This is a genomic window from Thermococcus celer Vu 13 = JCM 8558, assembly GCF_002214365.1.
Classification (GTDB): domain Archaea; phylum Methanobacteriota_B; class Thermococci; order Thermococcales; family Thermococcaceae; genus Thermococcus; species Thermococcus celer.
This window is the reverse complement of the sequence record NZ_CP014854.1, coordinates 53,215-78,433: the sequence shown is the minus strand read 5'-3', so window position 1 is coordinate 78,433 and position 25,219 is coordinate 53,215. Positions and strand designations below refer to the sequence as shown.

The 25,219-nt window shown below is 56.1% G+C and carries 20 protein-coding genes and 3 tRNA genes; 11 read left to right on the top strand and 12 right to left on the bottom strand.

Annotated features, from left to right (window positions below):
• Positions 1-8: 8 nt before the first annotated feature.
• The 5 genes from cdr to A3L02_RS00360 all read right to left on the bottom strand — a co-directional run bounded on the left by cdr (position 9) and on the right by A3L02_RS00360 (position 8,530).
• A complete protein-coding gene (gene cdr / locus A3L02_RS00380) occupies positions 9-1,334 on the bottom strand; it encodes a CoA-disulfide reductase (protein ID WP_088862105.1) in 1,326 nt (441 codons plus the stop codon).
• Positions 1,335-1,393: 59 nt separating this feature from the next.
• The gene (locus tag A3L02_RS00375; RefSeq protein ID WP_088862104.1) at positions 1,394-2,560 is read right to left on the bottom strand and encodes a 60S ribosomal export protein NMD3; all 1,167 of its coding nucleotides are present in this window, start codon (positions 2,558-2,560) and stop codon (positions 1,394-1,396) included.
• 45 nt (positions 2,561-2,605) lie between these two features.
• Positions 2,606-2,905 (bottom strand): DUF424 domain-containing protein, encoded by a 300-nt coding sequence (locus A3L02_RS00370; RefSeq protein ID WP_088862103.1) that lies wholly within the window; start codon positions 2,903-2,905, stop codon positions 2,606-2,608.
• A 69-nt stretch (positions 2,906-2,974) separates the two neighbouring features.
• Positions 2,975-6,991, bottom strand: coding sequence for a S8 family peptidase (locus A3L02_RS00365; protein WP_237268609.1), 4,017 nt, complete (start codon positions 6,989-6,991; stop codon positions 2,975-2,977).
• 480 nt (positions 6,992-7,471) lie between these two features.
• Positions 7,472-8,530: a hypothetical protein gene (locus A3L02_RS00360; protein ID WP_088862101.1), complete on the bottom strand. Its 1,059-nt coding sequence runs from the start codon at positions 8,528-8,530 to the stop codon at positions 7,472-7,474.
• Between the two features lie 58 nt (positions 8,531-8,588).
• On the opposite strand from A3L02_RS00360, the gene A3L02_RS00355 reads away from it, so the two are divergent.
• The 4 genes from A3L02_RS00355 to upp all read left to right on the top strand — a co-directional run bounded on the left by A3L02_RS00355 (position 8,589) and on the right by upp (position 15,904).
• Complete coding sequence (locus A3L02_RS00355; RefSeq protein ID WP_088862100.1) at positions 8,589-11,054, top strand: glycosyltransferase family 39 protein; 2,466 nt, start codon at positions 8,589-8,591, stop codon at positions 11,052-11,054.
• A 188-nt stretch (positions 11,055-11,242) separates the two neighbouring features.
• Positions 11,243-13,594: a phosphoenolpyruvate synthase gene (gene ppsA / locus A3L02_RS00350; RefSeq protein ID WP_088862099.1), complete on the top strand. Its 2,352-nt coding sequence runs from the start codon at positions 11,243-11,245 to the stop codon at positions 13,592-13,594.
• Between the two features lie 128 nt (positions 13,595-13,722).
• On the top strand, positions 13,723-15,117 hold the full coding sequence (locus tag A3L02_RS00345) for an MATE family efflux transporter (RefSeq protein ID WP_088862098.1): 1,395 nt from the start codon (positions 13,723-13,725) through the stop codon (positions 15,115-15,117).
• A gap of 118 nt (positions 15,118-15,235) precedes the next feature.
• Positions 15,236-15,904 (top strand): uracil phosphoribosyltransferase, encoded by a 669-nt coding sequence (gene upp / locus A3L02_RS00340; protein WP_088862097.1) that lies wholly within the window; start codon positions 15,236-15,238, stop codon positions 15,902-15,904.
• A gap of 637 nt (positions 15,905-16,541) precedes the next feature.
• Here upp and A3L02_RS00335 read toward each other — a convergent pair.
• Positions 16,542-16,619 (bottom strand) — tRNA-Arg (locus tag A3L02_RS00335).
• A 67-nt stretch (positions 16,620-16,686) separates the two neighbouring features.
• Here A3L02_RS00335 and A3L02_RS00330 point away from each other — a divergent pair.
• A complete protein-coding gene (locus A3L02_RS00330; RefSeq protein ID WP_204247223.1) occupies positions 16,687-17,139 on the top strand; it encodes an Lrp/AsnC family transcriptional regulator in 453 nt (150 codons plus the stop codon).
• Here A3L02_RS00330 and A3L02_RS00325 read toward each other — a convergent pair.
• Genes A3L02_RS00325 through A3L02_RS00305 form a run of 5 tightly spaced genes read right to left on the bottom strand, consistent with a single transcriptional unit; the run spans position 17,125 to position 20,314 of the window.
• Complete coding sequence (locus A3L02_RS00325; protein WP_088862096.1) at positions 17,125-17,451, bottom strand: hypothetical protein; 327 nt, start codon at positions 17,449-17,451, stop codon at positions 17,125-17,127. The genes A3L02_RS00330 and A3L02_RS00325 overlap by 15 nt on opposite strands.
• 4 nt (positions 17,452-17,455) lie before the next feature.
• Positions 17,456-18,172 (bottom strand): phosphoribosyltransferase family protein, encoded by a 717-nt coding sequence (locus A3L02_RS00320; RefSeq protein WP_088862095.1) that lies wholly within the window; start codon positions 18,170-18,172, stop codon positions 17,456-17,458.
• Positions 18,173-18,226: 54 nt separating this feature from the next.
• On the bottom strand, positions 18,227-18,727 hold the full coding sequence (locus A3L02_RS00315) for a YkgJ family cysteine cluster protein (protein WP_088862094.1): 501 nt from the start codon (positions 18,725-18,727) through the stop codon (positions 18,227-18,229).
• Between the two features lie 4 nt (positions 18,728-18,731).
• Positions 18,732-18,971, bottom strand: a complete 240-nt coding sequence (locus A3L02_RS00310; protein WP_088862093.1) for an Lrp/AsnC family transcriptional regulator — start codon at positions 18,969-18,971, stop codon at positions 18,732-18,734.
• Positions 18,968-20,314, bottom strand: coding sequence for a signal recognition particle protein Srp54 (locus A3L02_RS00305; RefSeq protein ID WP_088862092.1), 1,347 nt, complete (start codon positions 20,312-20,314; stop codon positions 18,968-18,970). Before A3L02_RS00305 ends, A3L02_RS00310 begins: the two co-directional genes overlap by 4 nt.
• A gap of 536 nt (positions 20,315-20,850) precedes the next feature.
• Here A3L02_RS00305 and A3L02_RS00300 point away from each other — a divergent pair.
• The 5 genes from A3L02_RS00300 (at position 20,851) to A3L02_RS10360 (ending at position 24,754) form a co-directional block, all read left to right on the top strand.
• Positions 20,851-21,060, top strand: a complete 210-nt coding sequence (locus A3L02_RS00300; protein WP_088862091.1) for a hypothetical protein — start codon at positions 20,851-20,853, stop codon at positions 21,058-21,060.
• A 101-nt stretch (positions 21,061-21,161) separates the two neighbouring features.
• The gene (locus A3L02_RS00295) at positions 21,162-22,463 is read left to right on the top strand and encodes a hypothetical protein (RefSeq protein WP_088862090.1); all 1,302 of its coding nucleotides are present in this window, start codon (positions 21,162-21,164) and stop codon (positions 22,461-22,463) included.
• A 41-nt stretch (positions 22,464-22,504) separates the two neighbouring features.
• Entirely contained in the window at positions 22,505-23,308 is an 804-nt protein-coding gene (gene mtnP, locus A3L02_RS00290; protein ID WP_088862089.1) for an S-methyl-5'-thioadenosine phosphorylase, read from the top strand.
• A gap of 94 nt (positions 23,309-23,402) precedes the next feature.
• A complete protein-coding gene (locus tag A3L02_RS00285) occupies positions 23,403-24,602 on the top strand; it encodes an NAD(P)/FAD-dependent oxidoreductase (RefSeq protein WP_237268608.1) in 1,200 nt (399 codons plus the stop codon).
• Entirely contained in the window at positions 24,599-24,754 is a 156-nt protein-coding gene (locus tag A3L02_RS10360) for a hypothetical protein (protein ID WP_237268666.1), read from the top strand. The genes A3L02_RS00285 and A3L02_RS10360 overlap by 4 nt, the downstream gene beginning before the upstream one ends.
• Before the next feature lie 82 nt (positions 24,755-24,836).
• Here the strand turns inward: A3L02_RS10360 and A3L02_RS00280 are convergent.
• Positions 24,837-24,914: transfer RNA gene (locus A3L02_RS00280), tRNA-Gly, on the bottom strand.
• Between the two features lie 102 nt (positions 24,915-25,016).
• Between A3L02_RS00280 and A3L02_RS00275 the strand changes: the two genes are divergently transcribed.
• Positions 25,017-25,094, top strand: a tRNA-Arg gene (locus A3L02_RS00275).
• Positions 25,095-25,219 lie beyond the last annotated feature (125 nt).

Here is a 25,219-nt window from a genome sequence, read left to right as displayed (position 1 = left end):
GGCCCAGGTCAGAACTTCAGGACCCTCGCGAGGACTATGAGCGGGTCCCACACGGGGGCGAAGGGCGGGGCGTAGGCCAAATCCGTGAAGAAGACGTCCTTCGTCGTGAAGCCGGCCGTCAGCATGGCGGCGGCGCCGTCTATCCTCGGCAGTATCCTGGCACCGACGGCCTGCACGCCGAGGAGCCTGTTAGTCTCGTTGTCAACGACGCCCTTTAGCCATATCGGCTTTGAGCCCGGGTAGTAGTGGGGGTTCGTTCCGGCCTTTATGAAGGCCGTCCTGACATCGTAGCCCTCCTTAACGGCCTCCGCTTCGGTTAAACCGGTCTTTCCTATCTCAAGGTCGAGGAACTTGGTGACGCTCGTCCCGAGCACGCCCGGGAAGTGGATCTCGCGCCCTGCTATGTTGCTTCCTGCTACGTATCCCATCTTGTTGCCTGCCGGTGCGAGGGGTATCCAGACGCGCCTCCCAGTGATGAGGTGCCTCGTCTCCGCGACGTCCCCTGCGGCGTAAACGTTCTCCACGCTCGTTTCCATTCTCTCGTTCGTCCATATCGCCCCGGTTTCGCCTATCCTCACGCCGAGTTCCCTCGCGAGTTTCGTGTTGGGCTTTATGCCCGTCGCGATCACAACGAGGTCCGCCCTGTACTCGCCCGCGTCCGTGATTACCCTCTCGACCCTTCCGTCGCCCTCGAAGCGAAGTGTGAGCTCCTCGAGGCGGAGGTTGAGGTTCTCCCTCAGCTTCTCCTCAACGATGTCTGTGATCTCTTTGTCAAAGGTCTTTCTCAGAACCCTCTCGCTCCTGCCTATGAGGGTGACGTTCTTGCCCCTCGCGACGAACGCCTCGGCCATCTCGAGGGCGATGTAACCCGTGCCCAAGATGACAACGTCTCTGACGTCGTGTTTCTCCATGTATTCCGTTATGGCGACGGCGTCCGGCGGGAGGTCGGCCGTGAAGACCCCCTCGAGTTCGAGCCCCTCAAGTGCCGGAACCTTCGGGGAGGCGCCGTTGGCAAAGACGAGGTAGTCCCACCCGTACTCGTGCTCCCCATCGCCTTCCCTGACGCGCAGGCTCCCCTGCTCGACCTCTATCACCTCTGCCCTCATGTGGAGGTCTATCCCGCGCTTCTTGATGAAGACCTCCGGAGGGTAGTGCATGAGCTTCTCCCTGGGGGAGAGCCCCTCGACGACGTAGGGGATGCCGCAGGGGGCGTGGCTGACCCACTCGGTAGCCTCGAAGACCTTTACGTCCCACTCGGGCCTGAGCTTCTTGACGCGTGACGCCGCGCTCATTCCGGCCGCTCCACCGCCTATAATCGCCACCGTCCTCTTCATATTCACCACCGGGGAAGGTTCGAGACTTGAGTTAAAAACGTTGATGGGTCAAAAGCGGGTCATTCCTTCCTGCCGAGGAAGTACCTTTTGCCGCCGACGGACACGATTCTGTACACCTCGCCCTCTCTGAGCTCCATCTCCGGCCTCTCGAGCTCGTAGGTCTCGTAGGTCTCCATGTCCATGAGCTGAACCTCGGTTGGGGTTACGCTCGTGACCATGGCCTCGCTCTCCTCCCTCTCCGCGACGTCCATCCCCTCCCGCTTTACGCTCTTCCAGTTGCGGTGTTCGCTTTCCCAGGTAGACAGGTTCCTCAGGGACAGGCCCCTTCCGTCCACGCGCTCGACCTCGTAGACGTTGCCGCGTCCGTCCGTTACTATGTCCCCCTTTCTGAACTTCGGAATCCTAACGCTCACGCTGGTGCGGTACACCTCTCTACTCGTCTGCCGATCGACTCCAACGAGCTCGTACGCCTCGCTTATCGTCCCACCGAAGCGCTCCCTTATCGCGTGGGCGAGCTTTCTCGCAGAGGACGTCGAGCCCATGTAGAAGTCGAGTCCCTCCTCCTTTTCGATGGTGTCCTGGATGAAGCCCATCCTGTCCCCCCGCATTATCTCGTCCACCTTTTCCTCCACGAGCTTTCCGATGGCCTTCCGCTCCTCCTCGCTCAGCGGTCTTCCCTCCGCCCTAACCTGGAGTATCGCCTCGAAGTAGCCGCCGAGGAACTTGGAACAGCGCGGGCAGACCGTCTGGCGGACGTAGACGGTGACCCTCTTGTTCTCATCGTGGAGTTCGCGCTGGAGCTCGTGTATCCGCGCTTTAACACGGACCTCGTACGTCACCACCGCCGGGAAGTGCTCGATGTGCCAGTTGATCGGCTCGAAGGCAACGAGGGCCCTTCCGACGGGGAGCTCGTTCATCCCGTCCAGTTCCTCTGGGGGGACCACCTCGAACTCCTCAACCCTCTCGTCGAGGGAATCTCCTATGGTCTCCAGAAGCGCGTTCTCCGCGACCTCGAATATGAGTCCCTCGAGATCGTAGGTTTGGGGGTCAACCCATACGCCCCGTTTTTTGTAACTGCCGCAGTTCCCGCACACCTCGGCCTCGATCTCGTCATCGATGAGCAGAACCGGGTTCTCCTTTCGGTAACAGACCTGACAGAGGCCGTCTATGAGCGGACCGCCCTCGCTCTCACTTATCCCGCACCTGTAACAGAACCTCTCGCCCATATCTCCCACCGGGGGGAGTGGGGTGGGAGGTTTAAAAACCTAATCTCAGAAGAGGAGCTTCGCCATCTGGGCGTGGGGGACCCCCTGAATCCACAGTACCCTTCCCTCATCGACGTAGCCCAGTTCCATCGCCTTTCTCACGCACCTCTCCCCCGTGAGGTTGGCGATGGTTGCCTCGTTCAGCAGGTCCTCCAGTGCGTCCTCGTCGACGAGTTCCCCCCTGTAGAATCGCTCCTTCACCTCGAGCTTTAGTTCGCCCTCCCGGAACGTTTTCCCAAGGAGCTCCTCGTCGCACGCCGCGAGTAAGACTTCACCCTGGACTCGATAGATTTTAACGTATATCACGGGACGACACCGGGAGAAGGGACGCGTGGAAGTTTAAAAATGTTGAGCAAAAAATAAAAGGGTACGAGGTTAACCCTGCGTCTCAGCGGCGTTTATTGCTTCCTCAAGGAGTTTGTACGCCTTTAGGATGTTCAGGTAGGCATTGCGGAGGTAGGGCAGTGCCATTACCGCCACTCCGAGGCGCTCTTCTTGACCCATAGATGGCATCATGTACTGCTCTGCCGCACTATAGTACTGCTCGGCGAGCTGCTTGTACTCCATTGCCTTCTGGAGGGTTGCGTTGTCGACGCCCGCTTCGACAGCCTTCTCGTAGAACTTATCGAACTTGCGGTCATAGCTCAGGTAGAGCATGTACCAGACGTAGTTCCAGGTGCTGATGATCCAGCGGGAGGTCTTGTACTCAATCGTCACCGTCACAGGCGAAGCGTACGTTACTCTTATCACAACGTACTTCGCGTTCTCGCCGTTGAGGACGTAGTAGCTTATCGGGTGATCCGAGTTCACATCAACGTACTGGGTATCGAGTGGCAGTGTCACGATGACGTATCCAGTTGTTCCACTCGGGCCGTCGACCGTCAGATTTATGCTCGTGTCCGTGACGTGGTAGCTTGTAACGGTTCCAAGGCCCACATCAACCTGAGGAGATACCTGAGTCGAGGAGTACACCGTGTTCTCTACCGGCTCCTTGACCTTAACCGTTACCTCCTTGGAGGTGTCCTGGTAGTAGTCGCTGATGACTTCTATGTCGAACGTTTCCTCCATCTGGAGGGGTGTGAAGTAAACCTGTACTTCCCCGTTGTCCGTGTAGTACTCCCTGCCGTTTATGATAACCCTGGCGGGGACGTCTATCTTCTCCATTGTAGCAAGGTCGAGCAGCCTTATCTTAAGCACTGACTGCTTCCCGAGGGTGGCGTTTGGATAGACCGCGACGTACATCTCGGGCTGGCCCACCTGGAACATCATCGGAGCGTAGGTCATTGTTTCTCCCGTGTCAGCGTTCACGAGGCCGAGTATGCCGAGGTAGGTTCCGGTGTCTGAGACCTCGGCCGTGGCGTGGAGGGTCTTGGTGGTTCCAGTATCGAAGCTGAAGGGCGTGCTGTCTACCGTCACGTCACCGTTGTCGCCGAGCATCTGGTAGTAGAAGGTGTAGTGGATCGGGTTGTATCCGACGGTGTCGTATCCGTAAACTGCAACGAGGTAATAGCCGGGCTCTGGCATGAACTTCTCAAAGACCTCATCGCTGGTCGGCCCTATCTGATCGTAGTATAGTGTGTAGTTCTCAAAGTTCAGGAGGTCATTTATGGTTGGGAAATAGTAGACGTACAGGTCAAGGTCAGCCTTCGGGTCTTCTGGCTGGGTGATTCCAAACCTGATGAAGTACGTCGTCGGGTCAACTGGGAATACCCCGATGACATCAAATTCATCCTGGCTGACGTTTCTGGTCATTGCGTACGCCACATCGAGCCTTCCGAGACCGTAGCCTATGACGCTGGCGTTGAAGTCACCGTAGTTGTTGGTCACCGTTGCGGTGACGGTGACGTTCGAGGGCTGGGCTGCGTCCTTCTTTATGAGCTGCGGGGATATAGACACCGAGCCGGTGCTGACTTCAATTTCATAGTGGGCGTCTTCGTAGCCGGTTCTGGCATAGGAGCTGACGCTGGCGTAGGCGGTTATCTCCCAGGTTCCCTCAACGGGGTTCTCGACGACCCACGTGTACTCAAGCGGTCCACCCGGACCGACGTAGTAGTATCCCGGAACTCCATCGTAGACCACTTCTCCCAGTGGCCTGGCGATGACGAGCTTGACCCTTCCCATGGGGTTACCCTGGTCGTCGGTCGGAACGCGGAGGGTAACGCGGAGCTCCTTCGTTCCCCTCGGAACCTCGAAGAAGTAGTGCTTGGCCTCTCCGGACTTGGCGGTGTCGGATAGCTCGGCGTGGCTCTCTCCGTTCGGGTTCATCGGTATGTCGACCACAACCGGGACGTAGCCGTCAACGTAGCTGGTGTCGGGGTCGTCGATGTAGACCAGACCGATGTAGGTTCCGCTCTTCTGGAGCTTGGAGTAGTCGATGTTTATGGAGAGCTGTCCTATGAGGTCGCTTATGTACATGGCACTGGCACCGTGGATCGTGACCTGCGTTGTGTTGGGGATTATCCAGTTGACGTTGGTGCTTATCTTGTACGTCTTGTTCTCGAACACGTACCAGAGGCCCCCTCCTGGCTCGTACACCATCGGTGAGAAGTATATCGGGACGCTGCCCGGATACTCGTTCCTTATGTAAACTCCCCTGTATAGGTACGGGAAGCCGAACATGTACTGGAAGTACCCGTTGAAGTCGATGTACGCTTGTGAGATGGGTATCAATGGTGCCTCAATCGGGTTCTTGAAGCTCGTAAATGTGGTTCCTCCAAATATGTACGTGGTGGGCTCCTGACTGAGCTCCACAAGCTTCTCAATGGCTTTGTCAACCTGTACGAGACCGAATCCCTGGTCTACCATCGTCTGGTTGGTGGGCTTGGCGCTGAGCTCGAGGGCGCGCCTTATCATTAGCGGGTTGTAGGTGATGTTGTGCTGCTTGGCGTAGCTTATCATCAAGGCAACGGCACCGCTGACGTGCGGGGTGGCCATTGAGGTGCCGCTCCAGAAGCCGTAGTACCCGTAGGTGTTATTATTGACTACCGTGTACCACATAGGCAGGCTCGAGAATATCGCGGTTCCTGGAGCCATCACGTCCGGGTCAAGAAGACCGTCGTCCCTTGGGCCCCTGCTGGAACTCATGGCGGGACCGTTAGCAACTCCCGGAAAGCCGTAGAGGAGATCCCACCTCTCGCTCTCCCAGTAGTTACCGACGGTTATCGCGAGGTCGCTGTCACCGGGGGCGTGGACGGTGTTGGTTGTCGGCCCCTCGTTACCGGCCGCTATGGAGAAGGTAACTCCATAGATGTCAGTGAGCAGGTTAACGTAGAATATCTCCGGGGTTTCGAGTCCGTCGTTTATCTCTCCGCCGCCTCCAAGGGACATGCTGATAACGTCAGCCCCCATCTCAGTTGCATATATCATTCCGTTGATTATCCAGCTCGTCCTTCCGAATCCGAGCTCTCCTGGAAGAACCTTTACCTCCATGAGCTGGGCGTTCGGTGCAACACCGTAGACACCGTAGAACACAGGATCGCTCGGGAGTCCAACGCCAGCTATGGTACCGCTGACGTGGGTACCGTGTCCGTGAGAGTCCCACATGAAGTACGCATGGTCTCCATAGAAGCCCTGGAAAGCTACGTCGACCTTTGTGGAGTTAACCGTGACGTAATCGTGGGTGAGGTCGAAGACTCCCATCGGCTGGTCGTTGGTAAAGTTGTTGTCAAGGTCGAAGTCTATGTAAGCGATAAAGTTCCCGCTCTGGTTGACTATCAGGACTGGATAAACGTCGCTGAGGTCGCCTGTTAGCCCATCACTCCTCGAGGTGAAGTTGTTGAAATCAAAGTATCTCTCTGGAAGGAGACCAATGTAATAGTCGTCACCGCTTATGCTTCCAACGTAGTAGGTGCCCATGGTGTAATTGGTGGTGGAATTGTGTCCGTAGTACATATAATAGACTCCCCAGTCGATGGTCACGTTTTTGTTAACAACGAGGTATCCGTTAGCGGTGGTGTTGTTTGAGTAGTAGATGTCGGCCCTGCCCTCGTCACTCGCGTCGTGTACGTCTATGATTTTTGGCCTTCCGTCCAGGGTCACCTGGAGGAACGGGTGCCCGACGTCGATTCCAGTGTCGAGGACCGCAACGGTGACGTTATCTCCATAGACACCGTAGTCCATCCATGTGTCGTAAGCCCTGATGGTGAAGACGCTCATGAACATGTCGGGAAGCTGGGGAAGCTCCGCCTTGGGGGAAACTTCACCTATCCCCGCCTCGGGGACGACGGGCTCCAGGAGCTTGACCATCCTGTCCTTCCAGACGTGTAGGATGCCGGGGATGTTCTGGAGCTCTTCCACCCTGGAAACGGGCATCTCCACAACTATGAACTGGAATTCGGGCTTGCTTATCGGGTCAACGGTTCCAAGCTTCTTAAGGGCTCTGTAGACATCCATCGCGTGATCCCTGTCGGGGGCAACGATGAGCCTTACGTTCTTGTCACTGCTTTTAAGGATGGATTCGATCTCTTTCTTCAGGACATCCCCAGGAATAAAGCCAGAGGGTTTTTCTTCTGCGCTTGGGGTGGTGTTTTTATAAGTAACATTTTCGGAGCGAGATGGCGCTGCCTGCACTGAATACGCCGCTGGAACCACTGAGAGTAGCATCACTACAACAATCAAGAGACTCAAGGCCTTTCTATTCATCCTGACACCTCCGTGTTTAGTGTTCACCTCTATTGTGGACGAAGCATCGATATAAAGATTTCGGCTTAGGGGGTTATTCTGAGGCCGCAATGGTTATGTAACACCGACGGTGACTCTTTTTGGGCACCTGATTCAGATTCGTTGCCCGATGGAACAATCGGTAAGTCCACATGAGCAACAACGCAACTCCTTCCCCAAACTGGGCTAACATGAGGTTGATCCACGCAACGATCACTCGCCCGAACACAGCAAAGCCCCGAGAATAGATATCAGCAGGACGGCATCGATTCCCGGATCGAGGGCGTATATCATGATCGAGAGCACGAAAGCAAGGCTTTTTGGGTTTCTCTCGCTCTCCCCCAGGAGGAAACCCAGGAGGAACGCTTCCATAAGGCCGAGAATTCCAAAATCTGCTACCGCCTGCCCGAAGAAGAAGTAGGTGTAGTTGCCAACCCCCGTGGCCCCGAAAAGCCCCGCAACCAGGTGTCTCGGATTATCACTGAACAGCAGGGCACCGTGGAAAATACCGTACGGGATGGAGAGGCGAACGAGGTTGTGGAACACCAGGAAGGTGAAACCCACCCTTACCAGAATCGCCTGGACGCTACCGCTGAGCCACACCACGATGAGGCCCAGGAGAAGGCTGATTCCAATGGTCCTGGTGTCGAGCCTAAAAACGCCCCTCGAGTACAGGTCGAGGGTGTAGGCGAGGTACACCAGCACGATTAAAGAGCGGAACGTTCCGAGGAAAAACAGGAGCATGAAGACGAGGAACAGGAGGGTTTTTACCCTGACGCTGGTGTCCGTGTACACGATGCCAAAGGCCCCCAGGAGGGCGGAAAAGACGAGGGGCCCAACGAGTACGTACCTTAGGGAGTTGTTAAATAACGGGATCCCCACGGTTAGGTAGAAGACGAGGGGGGCTACGATGGCCACCCCAATGGCATGGAACGGCAACCTGTCCCGCATTCCGGGATGGAAACAGTAGGCCCCGATCAGGAGCACAGTCAGAAGCGGGCCGAGGGGAAACTCGACGAACGAGAGCGCAAATATGCCGGTGATGTAGAACCAGGGGTTTACCCTGAGCCCTTTTGAACGTAATCGAACGAGGTAGCCAGAGGAGAAGGCCAGGAAGAAGATCAGAGCGTAGACCAGACCCAGAAGTACCATGGAGGGAGAAAACCCCCGGGCGTAGATTAACTCCTTCAGCCTGCTGTCGAGGTAGTTGGAATAGAGGGCGATGAGGAGATAGGTGAAAAAGGCGAGGCTAAAGATTTTTAACCCCCTCACTTTACCACCTACCAATGTTAAATGGAAGGGCTTAAAAGGTTTGAGAGGTGCCGGTGAGATGAGTACCAGGGTCGAAAAGCTCTACCTCCCATTGCTCCTTATTGCGTCCTTTATCATCAGGTTAACACCGCACAGAACCCTTCTACTGGCGGCATACGATGAGTACCTCCACAAGGACATAACCCTGAGGCTCGTCGAAAGGGGGATGAGTGCAATCTCAAAGGACATCCCCTCCCTCCTCGGCTTAAAGGCTTACAGCTATCCACCGCTCTTCCACATCCTTGGAGCGATCGTGTATAAGCTGTTCCCGTCCGACTACGTATTTTTTATACTCCCCGCCATCTACGGCACCATAGCGGTTTTTGGTTTCTACCTCGCATTCAAGGAACTTGTGGAGGACGGAAAGCGCGCTCTCCTCGCCACTGCACTCCTGGCCTTTGCCCCGAACTTCATATACAGGACGTCGCTATACATCCCGGAGAACCTCGGGCTGGTCATGTTCTCCTTCGGCCTGCTGTTCCTAATAAAGCTCCTGAAGACCGGGCGGTCGAGGTACCTCATGGCCCTCGGCCTCCTGCTCGGCGTCTACATGCTCACCCACAGGGGGTGGATATTCTTCGTGATGGCGGCCACGCTGATAGTCTTTGCTTACCTGTGGCCGGTCGTGAAGAGAAACCTCCACTACTTCCTGGCCTTCCTAATCCTCGCCTACGTGGCGTACCTCAAGGTGGGGTTCATCAATTCCCTCGTTGCGGACTTCTTCCTGAGGCTGCAGAAGACCGAGGTCAGCTTCCTGGGCTACTTCAAGTGGATAGGGGTTGTCCAGCTCGTGTTCGGTGCCCTTGGAACGAGGTATTACCTCGAAAAAGACCCGATAAGGCGTGGCTTTGCCCTCTGGGCCTGGGCTTTTATACTGGCTGGGGGCATCTCCTTCCGCTTCCGTGATCCCTACGCGACGATACCCCTCGCGGCCATGTCCTCCGAGTTCCTCATGGACGAAGTGTTCCCGAGGGTGGCTTTGTTCCTGAGAAAGTCCTTTGAGGACCTCAGGGGGTTTGGGGCAGGCTGGATAATGGAGCTAACGGCCAAGAAGGGTTTAGCAACTGTGATTATAGTGTTAACACTCCTCGTTCCCCTCGCTCAGGGAACCTACGGGGCCTTCAATTACATAACTCCCCCCACCGTTAGCGATAGGGAGGCGTATCAGTGGATTGCCGAGAACACCTCCGAAAACGCCACGATACTCGTCTGGTGGGACATGGGCTATCTTCTGATAGGCAACACCCACAGAAAGGACGTTGTTATCTGGAAGAAAGTCTATCAGGGGTTTTTCGGGGAGGCACCAACTGCGATGCAGGCCAGTCGGGCGTACGGGGACCACGTTGTGATGTTCAGCTCCAGCCAGAGGGAGCGCGTTTATTTCCTTATGAGGAAATATAATGTGAGCTACGTATTCGTGGACAGGAGGAGACTGGGATATGGGCTAATCAGGTACGGCCTAATGGAGTACGCCCCGTACGACACCCACTTCAAACTTGAGTTCTGCAATGGCAACGCCCAGATATACCGCTTCGTTCCGGAACCCCCGATAAAGCCCGGGAAGCCCTTCGTGCTGGACCACACCGGAACCTACGGACCCCTCGTTGAGTTCCTCGAGAAATTCTGGACGGGTTACAACTACGCTGATTTCGATGACCGCTACAAAGCCTACTTCAACCTAAACGCCTGGATGGTGGACTTGTACATGAACATTTACAACCGGACGGGGGATGATGCGTTCAGGGAGAGGGCTGAATGGCTCCTCCAGTGGCTCGCCTACAAGCAGATGGACAACGGGGCATTCCCCTGGGGCGTTCCACCGAACGATTTCACCCTCTACACGGCCTACACCCTTGAACCCCTCAGGGATATCAGTTTTGAAGGCAAGGAGAAGTCAATCGAGCTCCTCAAAAGCAGGGAGAGGGAAGACTACTTCATGACGACGCCGAAGGATAAAAGGGGCTCACTCGTCGTCAACGCCATGTTGCTCCCGATTTACAGGGAGCTGGGGATACTCAACGAAACCACCGAGAGAAACGTGCTGGCGAAGATACTCGATGAACAGAGGGAGGACGGTAGCTGGAACGATAACGTGGGGACGACGGTTGCGATAGCCTCGGGTCTTGCGAGGTACTACCAGCTGACTGGCAATGAAACCGTACTCGAGTCGATAAAGAACGCCGCCGGGTGGCTGATGAAGCAACAGGACGAGAATGGAAAGCTAAAGGCCGAGAGATATGACTACGCCTACTCCCGCTCCACCTACGCCCAGATGCTTTACATATACCACGTTGCCGGATTCAGCGGGGAGGAAAACAAAACCGTGAAGTTCATATTCGATACCTTCAACCCCAACAAGGAAGTTCACCCCCTGGATGCCGTGCTGGCCATCTACCGCTACCTCAGCTACGCCTACGGTCAGGGGAAAGCCCTGGACATGACGAACGAACTGCTGAGTCTCCATCCACTCGTGCGGTTCGATTGAGCCCTTCGTGCTTTTTACCTCTTTCCATCCAGAATTAAAGTGCGGGGATACGGAGCGTTCGCATTCCACCAATGAACACATCCGCCTTCTTTTTCATTCCTGTACGCCAGGGAACAGCCCTGGATAGTTAATTTTAAATACGGCCCCTCGATATATCACCCGCAGTAAACAATTGCGGAGGGATTTGCATGAGTGAATACAGGTTTATAAAGTGGTTTGAGGAACTCGGAAAGGAAGACGTCCCTCTTGTTGGTGGAAAGGGTGCCAACCTTGGTGAAATGACCAACGCCGGCATTCCGGTTCCGCCCGGATTCTGCGTCACGGCCGAAGCTTACAAGTACTTCGTCGAGAACGTCAAGCTGGAGGACGGTACTACCCTCCAGGACTGGATAATGAGCGTCGTCGCCGAGACCAACGTCGACGACTCCAAGCAGCTCCAGGAGAACACCGCCAAGATAAGAGCGAAGATAATCGAACTCCCGATGCTCCCCGAGATAGCCGAGGAGATCGAGAGGGCCTACAAGGAGCTCTCCGCGAGGTTCAACAAGGACGCGGTTTACGTTGCCGTCCGCTCATCCGCCACCGCCGAGGACCTCCCCGAGGCCAGCTTCGCGGGCCAGCAGGAGACGTACCTCGACGTCTACGGCGTTGATGACGTTATAGAGAAGGTCAAGAAGTGCTGGGCCAGCCTCTGGACGGCGAGGGCCACCTTCTACAGGGCCAAGCAGGGCTTCGACCACAGCAAGGTCTACCTCTCCGCCGTCGTCCAGAAGATGGTCAACAGCGAGACCAGCGGCGTCATGTTCACCGCCAACCCCGTCACCAACGACAGGAGCGAGATAATGATAAACGCCGCCTGGGGCCTTGGAGAGGCCGTCGTTAGCGGAAGCGTTTCCCCCGACGAGTACATCGTCGAGAAGGGCACCTGGAAGATAAAGGAGAAGTACATCGCCAAGAAGGAGGTCATGGTCGTCCGCAACCCCGAGACCGGCAAGGGCACCGTTTTCGTCAAGGTCGCCGACTACCTGGGCCCCGAGTACGTCGAGAAGCAGGTTCTCACCGAGGAGCAGATAATCGAGGTCGCCAAGATGGGCGCCAAGATCGAGGAGCACTACGGCTGGCCTCAGGACATCGAGTGGGCCTACGACAAGGACGACGGTAAGCTCTACATCGTCCAGAGCAGGCCGATAACCACCCTCAAGGAGGAGGTTAAGACCGAGGAGGCCGAGATGACCGAGGAGATGAAGGTTCTCCTCAAGGGTCTCGGAGCCTCACCGGGAATCGGCGCCGGTAAGGTCGTCGTCATCTTCGACGCCAGCGAGATCGACAAGGTCAAGGAGGGCGACGTCCTCGTAACCACGATGACCAACCCGGACATGGTTCCGGCCATGAAGAGGGCCTCGGCTATAGTCACCGACGAGGGCGGAAGGACCTGCCACGCCGCCATCGTCAGCAGGGAGCTCGGCATCCCCGCCGTCGTCGGCACCAAGGAGGCCACCAAGGTCCTCAAGGACGGCATGCTCGTCACCGTCGACGGTACCAGGGGTGTCGTCTACGAGGGCATTGTCAAGAGCCTCGTCAAGGAGAAGGAGGAGAAGGCCGAGGGCGGCAAGGTCGTCGTCGCGGGTGCCCCGCTCGTCACCGCCACAGAGGTCAAGGTCAACGTCTCCATGCCCGAGGTCGCCGAGCGCGCCGCGGCCACCGGTGCCGATGGCGTCGGACTCCTCAGGGCCGAGCACATGATACTCGGCATAGGCGCCCACCCGGTCAAGTTCATCAGGGAGGGCAAGGAGGAGGAGCTCATCGAGAAGCTCGTCGAGGGCATCAGGAAGGTCGTGGAGGCCTTCTACCCGAGGCGCGTCTGGTACAGGACCCTCGACGCCCCGACTAACGAGTTCCGCGAGCTCCCCGGCGGAGAGGAGGAGCCCGAAGAGAGGAACCCGATGCTCGGCTGGAGGGGAATAAGGAGAGGCCTCGACCAGCCGGAGCTCCTCAAGGCCGAGTTCAAGGCCATCAAGAGGCTCGTCGACGAGGGCTACGACAACATCGGCGTCATGCTCCCGCTCGTTAGCCACCCCGAGCAGATAAGGAAGGCCAAGGAGATAGCCCTCGAGGTCGGCCTTGTCCCGCACAGGGACGTCGAGTGGGGCGTCATGATAGAGACCCCGGCGAGCGCCCTCATCATCGAGGACCTCGTCAAGGAGGGCCTTGACTTCGTCAGCTTCGGTACCAACGACCTCACCCAGTACACCCTCGCCATCGACAGGGACAACGAGCGCGTCTTCAAGCTCTACGACGAGAAGCACCCTGCCGTTCTCAAGCTCATCGAGAACGTCATAAAGGTCTGCAAGAAGCACGGCGTCGAGACCAGCATCTGCGGACAGGCCGGCAGCGACCCGAAGATGGCCAGGCTCCTCGTCAGGCTCGGCATCGACAGCATCTCCGCGAACCCGGACGCGGTCGAGCTCATCAGGAAGACCGTCGCCAGGGAAGAGCAGAAGATCATGCTCGAGGCCGCCAGGAAGAGGCTCCTCGAGTGAGCTTCTTTCCTTTTCTCCACTTAGTTTTTGTTTGAAGGATAGATTCTGAACGCAGAGCACCGATATCCCTGGGCTGGCTCCTTTATCCAGGATAAGCTTTTTATACCAACGTTTCGATGCCTGTCTCAATGAAGAACGGTAAAGTTGAGGAGATGCGCGATCGGATCATCAACGGCCCGATAGTTAAAACGCTCATCGTCTTAGCCTATCCTCTAATCGTAAACCAGCTCGTTCAGGTCCTCTACAACCTCACCGACACGTTCTGGCTCGGAAAACTCGGAAGGGCGGAGCTGGCCGCCCCGGGAACGGCCTGGCCCCTCGTCTGGTTCTTCATGGCCATCGGAATGGGCTTCGCGACGGCCGGCTTCGCCTTCGTGAGCCAGTACGTCGGCGCGAGGCAGTACGAGAAAGCAAACAAAGCGGCCGGGGCGCTCTACTCACTCATGATGCTCTTCGCTATCGGTGTCGGCGTGTTCGGCGTGATCTCGGCCCCCTACCTGCTCGACTTCATGAACGTCAGCGGTACCGTCTATCCATACGCCCTCAGCTACACGAGGGTTATCTTCGCGGGTATACCCTTCGCCTTCACCCTCTTCGCCTTCAACTTCCTCCTGAGGGCCATAGGCGACACGAAAACACCGGTCAAGATAAACATAGCCACGGTTCTCCTCAACCTCGTACTTGACCCCTTCTTCATATTCGGCTGGGGACCGTTTCCCCAACTCGGGGTCGTGGGGGCGGCCGTGGCGACGATGCTCTCCAACAGCCTCGGCTCGCTCGTCGGTGGCTACCTCCTCTTCACGGGGAGGGTGGGAATACACCTGACGGTGGAGGGCCTGAAGCCGGACTGGAAGTTCTACGGGCGCATCTTCCGCGTGGGGGTACCCTCGAGCGTCGGTTCATCAAGCACGGCCCTTGGCTTCGTCATACTCACAAGGATAATCTTCACCCTCGGCGGTCGGTTCGGCGATGCCGACGTGGCCTTCGCAACCTACTCGATAACCAACAGGCTCACCAACTTCATGTTCGCCTTCTCCGATGGCATAAGCATGGCCATGGGCACGATGGTTGGGCAGACCGTCGGGGCGAAGCTCTACGGGCGGGCGAAGGCCATAGCCGAAAAAACAATGGCCATAAACTTCACCATCCTCGGGATCGGGACGCTGATCTTCATCCTCTTCCGGGTTGAGATATTCAGGTTCTTCATCAACGATCCGGCCATAATAGCCGAGAGCGCGAAGGTCGTGAAGTACTTCTCGGCTTCCCTGCCCTTCTTCGGGATATTCTCCGCCGTGAACAACGTCTTCCAGAGCTCGGGACACACCAAGAAGAGCATGGTCCTTGGTATATTCCGCCTCTGGGGGCTGAGGCTTCCCCTCAGCTACGGCCTCGGGGTTCTCGCGAAGGACACCGCCGGGATGTGGCTGGGCATGGGTCTGAGCAACGTCCTCGGCGCTATCGTTGCCCTCGCCTGGTTCCTGACAGGGAGCTGGATGAGCCGCATCATAGAGGAAAGGGACTGAACCCACAGGCGATGGTCGGGATAATCGCGGAAAAATCAAAAACATGACTTAGGGATACAATAACTTGACAGCCGGAAGGCTAATAAATCCCAGTCCAGACCCATCTTCGGTGAGGGCAATGATAGAGGACACGAGGTGGGAGGGTGTCTACTCCTTCGAAGACTCCCCGTTCATCATGGAGGTTCTGACGGAACTCCGAGATGAGAGGACGGGACCTATACCCTTCAGGAAGGGACTCGTCAAGCTCGGCAGGTACATGGCCTACGAGCTCACCAAAACGATGGAGGTCGAGAAAATCCCGGTAAAGACGCCGCTCGAGGAAACCACCGGGACGAGGATCAAGGACAGGCGAAACGTCGTCATAATAACCGTTCTACGCGCGGCGATACCGCTGATGGAGGGTCTCATCAAGGTTCTCGACCACGCCCGCGTCGGCATCGTCTCCGCATCCCGCGGGAAGGCTCCAAAGTTCGAGATAGAGATGAAGTACGTTAAGGTGCCCCGGATAAAGCCTGAGGACACGGTAATCGTGGCGGACCCGATGATAGCGACGGGCTCGACTCTCGTCAAGGTTCTCGACGAGGTGAAGAAGTACGGAAGGGCCAAGCGCTACGTTGTGGTTGGCGTCCTCGCGGCGCCCGAGGGAATAGACAGGATAAAGGAGACCCATCCAGAGGTCGAGATGTTCGTGGCCGCGATAGACAGGGAGCTGAACGACCACGGCTACATTCTGCCCGGCCTCGGGGACGCGGGCGACAGGGCCTTCGGGGCGCCCATCAAGCTGTAACGCTCTTTTTTATCTTTTTTGCCCCTGGAACAAGCTTTTCTTAAAAGCTTGGCCAACAGCCTTTTGGGAAAAGGCTGGCGAAGAATCGTGATTCCTTTTAACTGCCCTCTCGTGAGTGTTTGCACCCTCAAACGGTCATTGAACTCCAAATTCAAGATTAAAAGGCCAAATTCAGGGGGTTTGCAATCTCCCACGCTCCGAAGGAGCGCTATTTAAAAGCAAACCCCCTCTCAATAACACGTTAACTGTGAATTCCAAACTCAAAAACTTCTTTACAATGCAAACACATCACAACCACCCTAAAAAAGAGAATCACAACCTTTTGATCAAACTTTTTCAAGCTTTTAGAAAAAGCTTGACCAAAAGAAGCCCTTTCTCATAAAAGAACGAGATTAGAGCGTGCGCTCTAAATTTGGAGAATTAAAGAGGGATTAGCATTAAGACCAATCCCTAACAGGTTTCACTTTTTATTCTGGCGCCCGAAGGGCGCCTTGTGAGAGTGAAACCATCCAAAAACCGCCAGTTTGAGCGTTAATCCACGCTAAAACACCGAACTTTAAAACCGCACGCAAATTTCCGCCATCCGCCAGGATGTTCGAACGATAGTGAGAAGGGCGCTTGCGAAGCAAGGGCTGTATGGCGGACCGGCGGGGATTCGAACCCCGGACCTGCGGCTTAGGAGGCCGCCGCCCTGTCCTGGCTAGGCTACCGGTCCTCTACCCGCTATCCCCTCCAGGGAAAGGGTATTTAAAGTTTGCGGTGTAGTCTCCTCGGTGACAGAGATGGTGGATGAGCTCGACCTCAGAATACTCTCGCTGCTCCAGCAGAACGCTCGACTCTCCTACCGCGAGATAGCACGCGAGCTCAAGGTGGCCGTTGGAACGGTTTACAACCGCATCAAGAGGATGGAGGAAGAGGGCATAATCAAAGGATTCGCGCCGCTCGTCGACTACGAGAAGCTTGGATTCGGCCTCACGGCGGTTATCGGGGTCAAGGCGCAGGGGAGGAAAATAGTCGAAATAGAGAGGGAGATAGCCCGCAACGATAGGGTCCTAATCGTTTACGACATAACCGGAGAGTTCGATATCGTCGTGGTTGCGAAGTTCAAAGACAGGGCGGACATGAACCGGTTCGTTAAGTGGCTTTTATCCCTCGACGGGGTGGAGAAAACGAACACGAGCGTGGCCATGCAGGTGGTGAAAGAGGACCCCCGGCTCAAGTTAACGGAGGACTAAAACCCCGTCCAGGAAGCGCTTGGCGAAGTCATTGAAACTCTCGGCGGGGAGCTTTACCTCTTTCCCGTTGACCTTCCCTTCAAAGATGAGCGTCCTGGCGGTTATCTCGCGTATCTTTTCGAAGTCGGGGTTCTCCGCCACGGTATCCTCGAGGATCCGGGTGAACTCCTCCTCGCTCGCGGGCCTGACGATTCCCTCCACCACAACTTCCCTGCCGCATTCCTCCTCGCTGCAGACGAATTTGAAGGGGAGGCCGGGTTCGACCTCCACCGGTACCGTCAGGCCGTCCACGTTGTATATGAAGACCTTCATGATATCACTCCAGCCTTATGAGGCTCTCCACCGGGATGCTGTACTCCTCCTTGAGGCGGTCGATGACGTCGCCGACGCTTATCAGGAAGAACATCCCCACGGGCTTCGCCCCGGCCTGCCCGCACATCTCAAGGAGGGCCCTCTGCGTTTCGCCGCTCCTTATCACATCGTCAACTATGAGAACGTTTTCACCCTTTCTGAGAGCCCACTGGGGAAGGTAAAGTGTCGTAACGCTTCCAGAGGCGCTTGGGACGTAGCTGACCTCGTAGAACTTCTCAACACCGACTTCCTTCTTCTTCTTGGCGTATACGAGGTCGACGTTCAGCTCTTTGGCTATGTGGACGCCGAGGGCTATTCCATCCGTCGCCGCGGTGAGGACCTTGTCCACGTTCTCCTCCATGTACCTGGCCGCGACGTCCTCCGCGATTAGGCTCATTAATGCAGTATCGCTGAGCACGGGCATGTTGTCGAAGAAACCGCGCTCGTCGAACTTTACCCTCTTCCTGACCTCCTCCTCAACGTTGATGTATGGGAGGAGCAGTTCGAGTAGTTTTTGGGTTCTATCGGCGCTTGGGAGGACCTTTCCCCTCACGTACCTGTTGAGCACGGTGATGGGCAGGCCGGTTATCTTGGAGAGCTCTTCGTAGGTGTAGGTCTTCTTGAGCAGTCTGAGCACCCTGACCAGTCTGAGCTTTTCCTGCACCGACTTTAGCTGGCTCATCCTCTCACCTCCGGTGGCCAAGAATTAACAAAAAAATGTTTAAATACGTTTCGGTTACTTCGAATCGTTCACAACTTTCCTGCGGTAGTCCTCTACGATATCCCCGTACTCGCGGAGTAGAAACTCCCCGGTAACGGGCTCCCCGCCCGGATGGTCGATACCCGGGCAGAAGGAGTCCACCTTGACGTACACCTCCATCAGGTTCCCGCGCTTTACAAAGACGAAGGGATACAGCCTGCACGCCAGGGGCCTTCTCTCGTATATCCTGCATCTCCTCGTCTCGGGGTCGAGAAAAACGCATGCGTCGTCGAAGGGACGCTTTTTAATGGCATAACCGAGGAACCTGTCGCCCCTGTAGAACATCTTCTCGTAGTCCACGAACTCCCACGCGCTATAGCCGAGTTCCTCCATGGCAACTACGTCCTCGTCTCTTAGAGGTATCTCAAGCTCCCGACAGCACCTTCCACAGTTCTCAACGCACTTAAATTTAAAAGAGGGGTCGTACTCGACCTCGAGGGTGTCAAGGTGGATGGTTGCCACCCACCTCTTCTCCAAAGATTCACCCCCGATAGGAGCTGGCTATCAGCGTTTCCGTCATCTCTATCTCCCGGATCTTCCTCAGAACCTCGTCGTGGAACCTGTCGAGCTCGTGGATGTTCTCGACCTCCACCCGGAGTATGATGTCGTACTCCCCGTAAACCCGGTATATCTCCTTTATTCGCTCTTCCCCGGCGAGGATGTTGTAGACCTTTTCCTCGTTCCCGGGTTTAACAACGACCAGCACGAAGGCCTCCATCATATCCCCAACCCCCCGAAGTTAAATTTCTTTGCCATCTTGGAGAGCTTTCTCTTGTCCATGCCCTTGAACATCTTCTTCATCTGATTGTACTGGTTGAGCAGTTCCCTGACCTCTTTCACGCTGGTTCCGGAACCCCTCGCTATCCGTTTTATCCTCGAGTAGTTGATTATCTCGGGATGTTCGAGTTCTTCCTCGGTCATGGAGTCCATTATGACCCTGTACCTATTTAACTTCTCCTCCCCGACTTTAACCGCGTCCTCGGGAAGGGAATAGCCGAGCCCCGGGATCATCTGCAGTATCTGTTTCAGCGGCCCCATCTTCCCCATGGCCTCGAGCTGGGCGTACATGTCCTTCAGGTTGAACTTGCCCTTGAGGAACTTCTCGACGTCTTCCTCCTTGAACTCCCGCTCCTTCTGGAGCTCCTCGAGCTTCTGGAGCAGTCCCTCGATGTCACCCATTCCGAGCAGTCTGGAGACGAAGCGTTTGGGGTCGAAGGGTTCGAGGTCGTCTATCCTCTCGCCCACACCGATGAACTTTATGGGCGCCCCCGTTGCGGCGACCGCGGAGAGGGCGCCACCGCCCTTTGCGGAACCGTCGAGCTTAGTGACTATTATCGAGCCTATGGGGGTTGCCTCCTTAAACGCCAGGGCCTGGTTGTAGGCCTGCTGTCCGATGGTTCCGTCGATGACGAGAATGACCTCGTGGGGCTTTATCGCCTCGCTTATCTGCTTCATCTCCTCTATTAGACCGCTCTCGTCCTTGTGCCTTCCCGCGGAATCCACTATTATGACGTCCACACCTTTATTCTTGAAGTACTCAACGCCCTCCCGGGCGAGCCTCACGGCGTCCTTTTCGTTGGGATCGCCGAAGACCTCTATCCCGAAGGGCTCGACGAGCTGTTTGAGCTGGTAGTAAGCGCCCGGACGCCAGGTGTCAGAACAGACGAGGCCGACCTTATAACCGCGCTTCTGGAGGTGTCTCGCCAGCTTGGCCACGCTCGTGGTCTTACCAGAGCCCTGGATACCAACGGTCAGAAGAACGGTCGGCTTCTCCCTTATCTCGAGGGGTCTGGCCTCCTTCCCGAGGAACTTCGTGAGTTCTTCATAAACTATCTGGATTATGTGTTCTTTCTTCGATGCCCCAGCCGGGGCCTTCTCCTCCAGCGCTCGCTTCTCTATCGTTTTGGTCAGCTGAAGGACGAGCCTGACGTTGACGTCCGCCTGAATGAGGGCCCTCTGGATGTCTCGCACGACCTCCTTGATGGTGGCCTCATCAACGGTGCTCGAACGGGCGAGCTTCTTGAGGGCGCTGTTGAGTGCCTTCCCGAGCTTTTCCAGGGCCATTTTCTCCCACCGTAAGGATGAAGTCCCCAAAGTTTATAAACGGTTGGGTCAAAAGGGGCCCCTAAAATGTATTCATTTAAAATAATCAAACCTCTCAAAACCCCTTTGGTAGTTCATATTTGTACATTAAACGCAGAAGTCGCTCCACGTTGCTTTTTTAAGATACTGTTGCTCTTGAAGGTCCATTAAAGTAATTTAGAGGTCTGACAACCTTTTTAAACTCGAAAAAGGTTACTGTAAATCGAGGGAGTCTAAAAGGGGGTGAGAGAGATGATCTGGATGGCTGAGCTTTACGCTTACCTACGCCAGCGCGAGATGGAGAGGGCGAGGAGGAGGCCCATTCCTGAGGAGCTCGAGTACGTCGAGATGCTCAGGTCCTGATTTATCGATTTTTGCCCTTTCTGTCCTTTTTGTCAGGTTTATTCTTCCGAGGCCTGGTGTCTTCCCGGAATCGACAGTTGTCGATATTATTTTTAACGAATGTCTATAGGAAAGCTTTTTATATCATGATGTGGTATATAATAGTGGTGATACCGATGGCAACCGTTATCAGGCGTGATGCGGAGAAATTTTTGAAGGAACTCAGGTCCCATTACGGCGATGTCTGGAGAATGCCCGCCAGTAAGTACCTGTCCAAGCCGGATTTTGTTGTTCTTGACCCCAAGAGCGGTAAAAAAACCAAGGTGAGCTTCGTCTCGCTCGACGATGGGGAGATCGTTGGGGTAGTTTACGACGAACTCGGCTGAACTTTCGTTTTTTGACTAACTCCTTGTGTGCCGTTTTTGCCCCCCTGGAAAATAGGAAATGATTAAATATATCCGGATCATAAATCTTTTGGGTGTAAACGATGCCCCCTGACATCTATAGTGAAGCCCTTCGGTTGGCCGCTGGCATACGGGACAGACACATCCGGGCAGTCACCTACGCCAAGATCGGCTATTACATGTACCGGGCGAAAAAACCAGAGTACAAAACCGCTTTTAAATACGCCCTCAACGCCGCCGCGTCGATTGAAAACCCCGTCCTTCTGATCAGGGCACTCCTGGAGATAGGGACGTACCTGAGCAAGGTGGATGGTAAGGCATCCCAGAAGGTTTTTCAGCAGGCCTATGAGTCCATCGTCACCTTCCCGGAGCCCCTTAAGGATGAGCTCCTGGTAGAGCTGGTCACCAAACTTCTGGCACTGGACATGCCCGACGACGCCCTCTTCTACGCCACGGACATCGAGGACTCCGTAAAGCGGAACGACCTGTTGTTAAAGATACTCAGAGTTTACCTGAGAAGGGGCAACATGAGAAAGGCGAAGCTCATGATAGGGCAGATAGATGGGGAACCCTGGCACTCCATAGCCGCCGTTGAGGTGATAAAGGAGCATCTAAAACGTGAGGAGTTCGGAAGCGCCCTCAGCGTTCTGTCGGAGCTTAAGAGCGAGTACTGGCTCGGGGAGGCCATGAAGGAGGTTGCGGTTCACCTCAAGAGATCCAACGTGCCGAAGGGCACGTACGAGAAGTTCGTGGATATCGCACTTGGAATGTCCTCGGAGACGGGGGTCGACGTTCTGAGGTCGCTGTTGATAGGTCTCGGCAACCAGGGCGAACTGGACTTCGTTATGGAGATCCTCGAACGGGTGCACCCCGACGAGAGGTTGCCCGTACTGGAGGGTATCGTTAAGACCTCTATCGATAAAGAAGACGTCCTCTCGGCTCTCCTCGGTTACCTGAAAGGCGAGGAGTTCGAAAGAGTGGCCGGTCTCGTGATGGATCAGCTTCTCTCGACGGGGCCCCACCCCAGGTATCTGCACCTCGTTAAAACCATCGGAGATCGCACCCGCGAAGATGCGGTCAGGGTTAAGGTGGTTACGTACCTCTCGAAGCTTGGCGAGTTCGATGAGGCACTCAGATCTGCCGAACTCGTTCGCGGTAACTACCTCCGCTCCCTGGCCTTCGGAAGCATAGCCGTCTCCAAGCTGAAGTCCGGAGACATCGACGGGGCGATAGACGCGGCCCTCGAGGTTAAGGATCCGAAGTGGGGCTCGTGGTTGCTGAGTGAGATACTAACGAAGATACTGGAGCTGCAGGCCGGAGGAGAGGTCAGCGAGGACATCGAGGAGAGGGCGGAGCTCCAGAGGAATCTCTGGGAGAAGCACTAACGTTTTAAGCCTTCCTCCGTCTCTTCTTTTCAGGTGATAGCATGCCGCGGATAGCCATCATTGGAGGTTCTGGAGTTTACGACCCGAAGCTTCTGGAGAACGTCAGGGAAGAGTTCGTGAGCACGCCCTACGGAAAGGTCAGGGTGAAGATGGGCGAGTACAACGGCGAGGAGATAGCTTTCCTGGCGAGGCACGGAGAGGGGCACAGCGTCCCGCCGCATAGGATCAACTACCGTGCCAACGTCTGGGCCCTCCACGAGCTCGGCGTCGAGAGGATACTCGCAACCTCGGCCGTCGGTTCGCTCAACGAGGCGATGAAACCCGGCGATTTCGTCATCCTCGACCAGCTCCTCGACTTCACCAAGACGAGGCACTACACCTTCTACGACGGCGAGGAGAGCCCCCACGAGAGAAAGTTCGTGGCCCACGTCGACTTCACCGACCCCTACTGTCCCGAGCTGAGGAAGGCCCTGATAACGTCCGCCAGGGAGCTTGGCTTCAGTTATCATCCGACGGGCACCTACGCCTGCATGGAGGGGCCGCGCTTCGAGACGAGGGCGGAGATAAGGGCGCTGAAGATCCTCGGCGCGGACGTCGTGGGGATGACCCAGTGCCCGGAGGCGGCCCTCGCGAGGGAGCTCGAGATGTGCTACGCCAGCGTCGCGATAGTCACCAACTTCGCCGCGGGGATAAGCAAGGAGAAGCTCACCCACAGGGATGTCGTCGAGCTGATGGAGAAGAAGGGTGAGGAGATAAAGTACCTTCTGATGGAGTCCATCAAGCACATCCCCAAAGAGAGGCACTGCCCCTGCAAGGACGCGCTGAAGGGTGCCACGGGGGAGTGACGTCTTCTATCCCTTCTTCCGTTACGATTATTGCTTACATCACAATCTGTTTGATAACGAAACCGTTTAAAACCCTTAGGCCAACTCATCAATGGTGACTTTGAAAATGGTGAAGTACGATGTTGTGGTTATAGGGGCAAGCGCCGGGGGAATGACCGCGGCCCTCTCGGCGAGGCGGTTCTACCCCGACAAGAGCGTTCTCGTTATCAAGAAGGAAGAGGCCGGGGTGGTCTCCTGCGGTATTCCCTACGTCTTTGGAACCTTCAGGAGCGTTGACGATGACCTCATACCCATCGATGCCTTCCTCAAGCCCGCGGGAATAGAGGTTCTCGTGGACGAGGTGGTTCAAATAGACCCCAGGGCCAAGCTCGTGAAGACCCGCGGTGGAAAGGAGATCGAATGGGAAAAACTCGTCATAGCGACGGGTTCGCGGGCCGTTTTCCCCGAGATCCCCGGGTCGGAGCTCGACGGCGTGTACACCGTTTCAAAGGACTACGACTATCTGAAGGAGTTCAGAGAGCGGCTGGAAGAGGCCGAAAACGTCGTCATAGTCGGTGGCGGCTTCATCTCCCTCGAGGTTGGGGACGAGATAAGGAAACTCGGGAAGAACGTCACCCTGGTCGTAAGGAGCAGGCTCCTCAGGACTTCCTTTGACCCGGAGTTCAGCGCGATGGTTGAGGAGAGGCTCAGGGAGAACGGCATCAAAGTGGTTTACGGCCACGTCGAGAGACTTCTCGGTGAGAAAAGCGTTGAAGGGGTCAGACTCGTCGATGGTAGGAAACTACCGGCCGATGTCGTGATATTCTCCATCGGTTACAGGCCGAACGTAGAGCTCGCCGTCAAGGCCGGTCTCAGGGTCACGCGCTACGGTATCTGGACGGACGAGTACATGAGGACCTCTCACCCCGACATCTTCGCCGTCGGCGACTGCGTTGAGCACAGGGATTTCTTCACGGGCAGGCCCTATCCACTGATGCTCGCCTCAACGGCCACCTTCGAGGCCAGGATCGCCGGTGCAAACCTCTTCAGGATCCACATAGTCAGGGAGAACAGGAGGACTATTGGCGTTTACGCTACCCACGTCGCGGGGCTCACACTCGCTGCGGCCGGATTGACGGAGGAGAACGCCAGAAAGGAGGGCTTCGAGGTGATAACCGGCTACGGAAAGAGCCCCGACAGACACCCCGCGATTTTCCCGGATACCTCGATGGTAACGGTCAAGCTCGTATTCTCCCGCGACAGGGGGCGATACTCGGAGCTCAGATCGCGGGCGGAAAGAGCGTGGGCGAGATGATAAACGTTCTCGCCCTGGCCATACAGCGGCGCCTCACTGCGAGCGAGCTCTACACGCTTCAGATAGCAACGCACCCGCTCCTAACGGCATCACCCGTGGCCTACCCGATACTCATGGCGGCGGAGGACGCCCTGGCGAAGTTCAGAACCTGACGTCCCTTCTCTTTTACGATCTTTGGAGGTTTGATTCAGAACGAAACCCGAACTCCCACCCAAGAGCTCCCAGAAACGGTTGTGGTGCGGTGGCCGGGATTTGAACCCGGGCCAGCGGCGTGGCAGGCCGCTGTCCTAGACCAGGCTAGACTACCACCGCAGTTGAGCCCGTAGAATACTCACCCAAGCCCAATTTATAAATCTTTCGGTGAGCGGGGACGGTTAAATTTATAAACGCTCCCCGGTAAGGGTTAGCGGGTGTGCCCCGGTGGCCTAGTCTGGATAGGGCGCGAGGCTGCGGACCTCGAGGTCCGGGGTTCGAATCCCCGCCGGGGCGCCATTCAGCCCTTTGCTCCGCAAGCGCCCTTCTCACTATCGTTCGAACATCCTTCAGCCCTTGCTTCGCAAGCGCTGTTTCAATCTGGAATTCACAGTTAACGTGTTAGTGGTGGGGGGTTTGCTTTT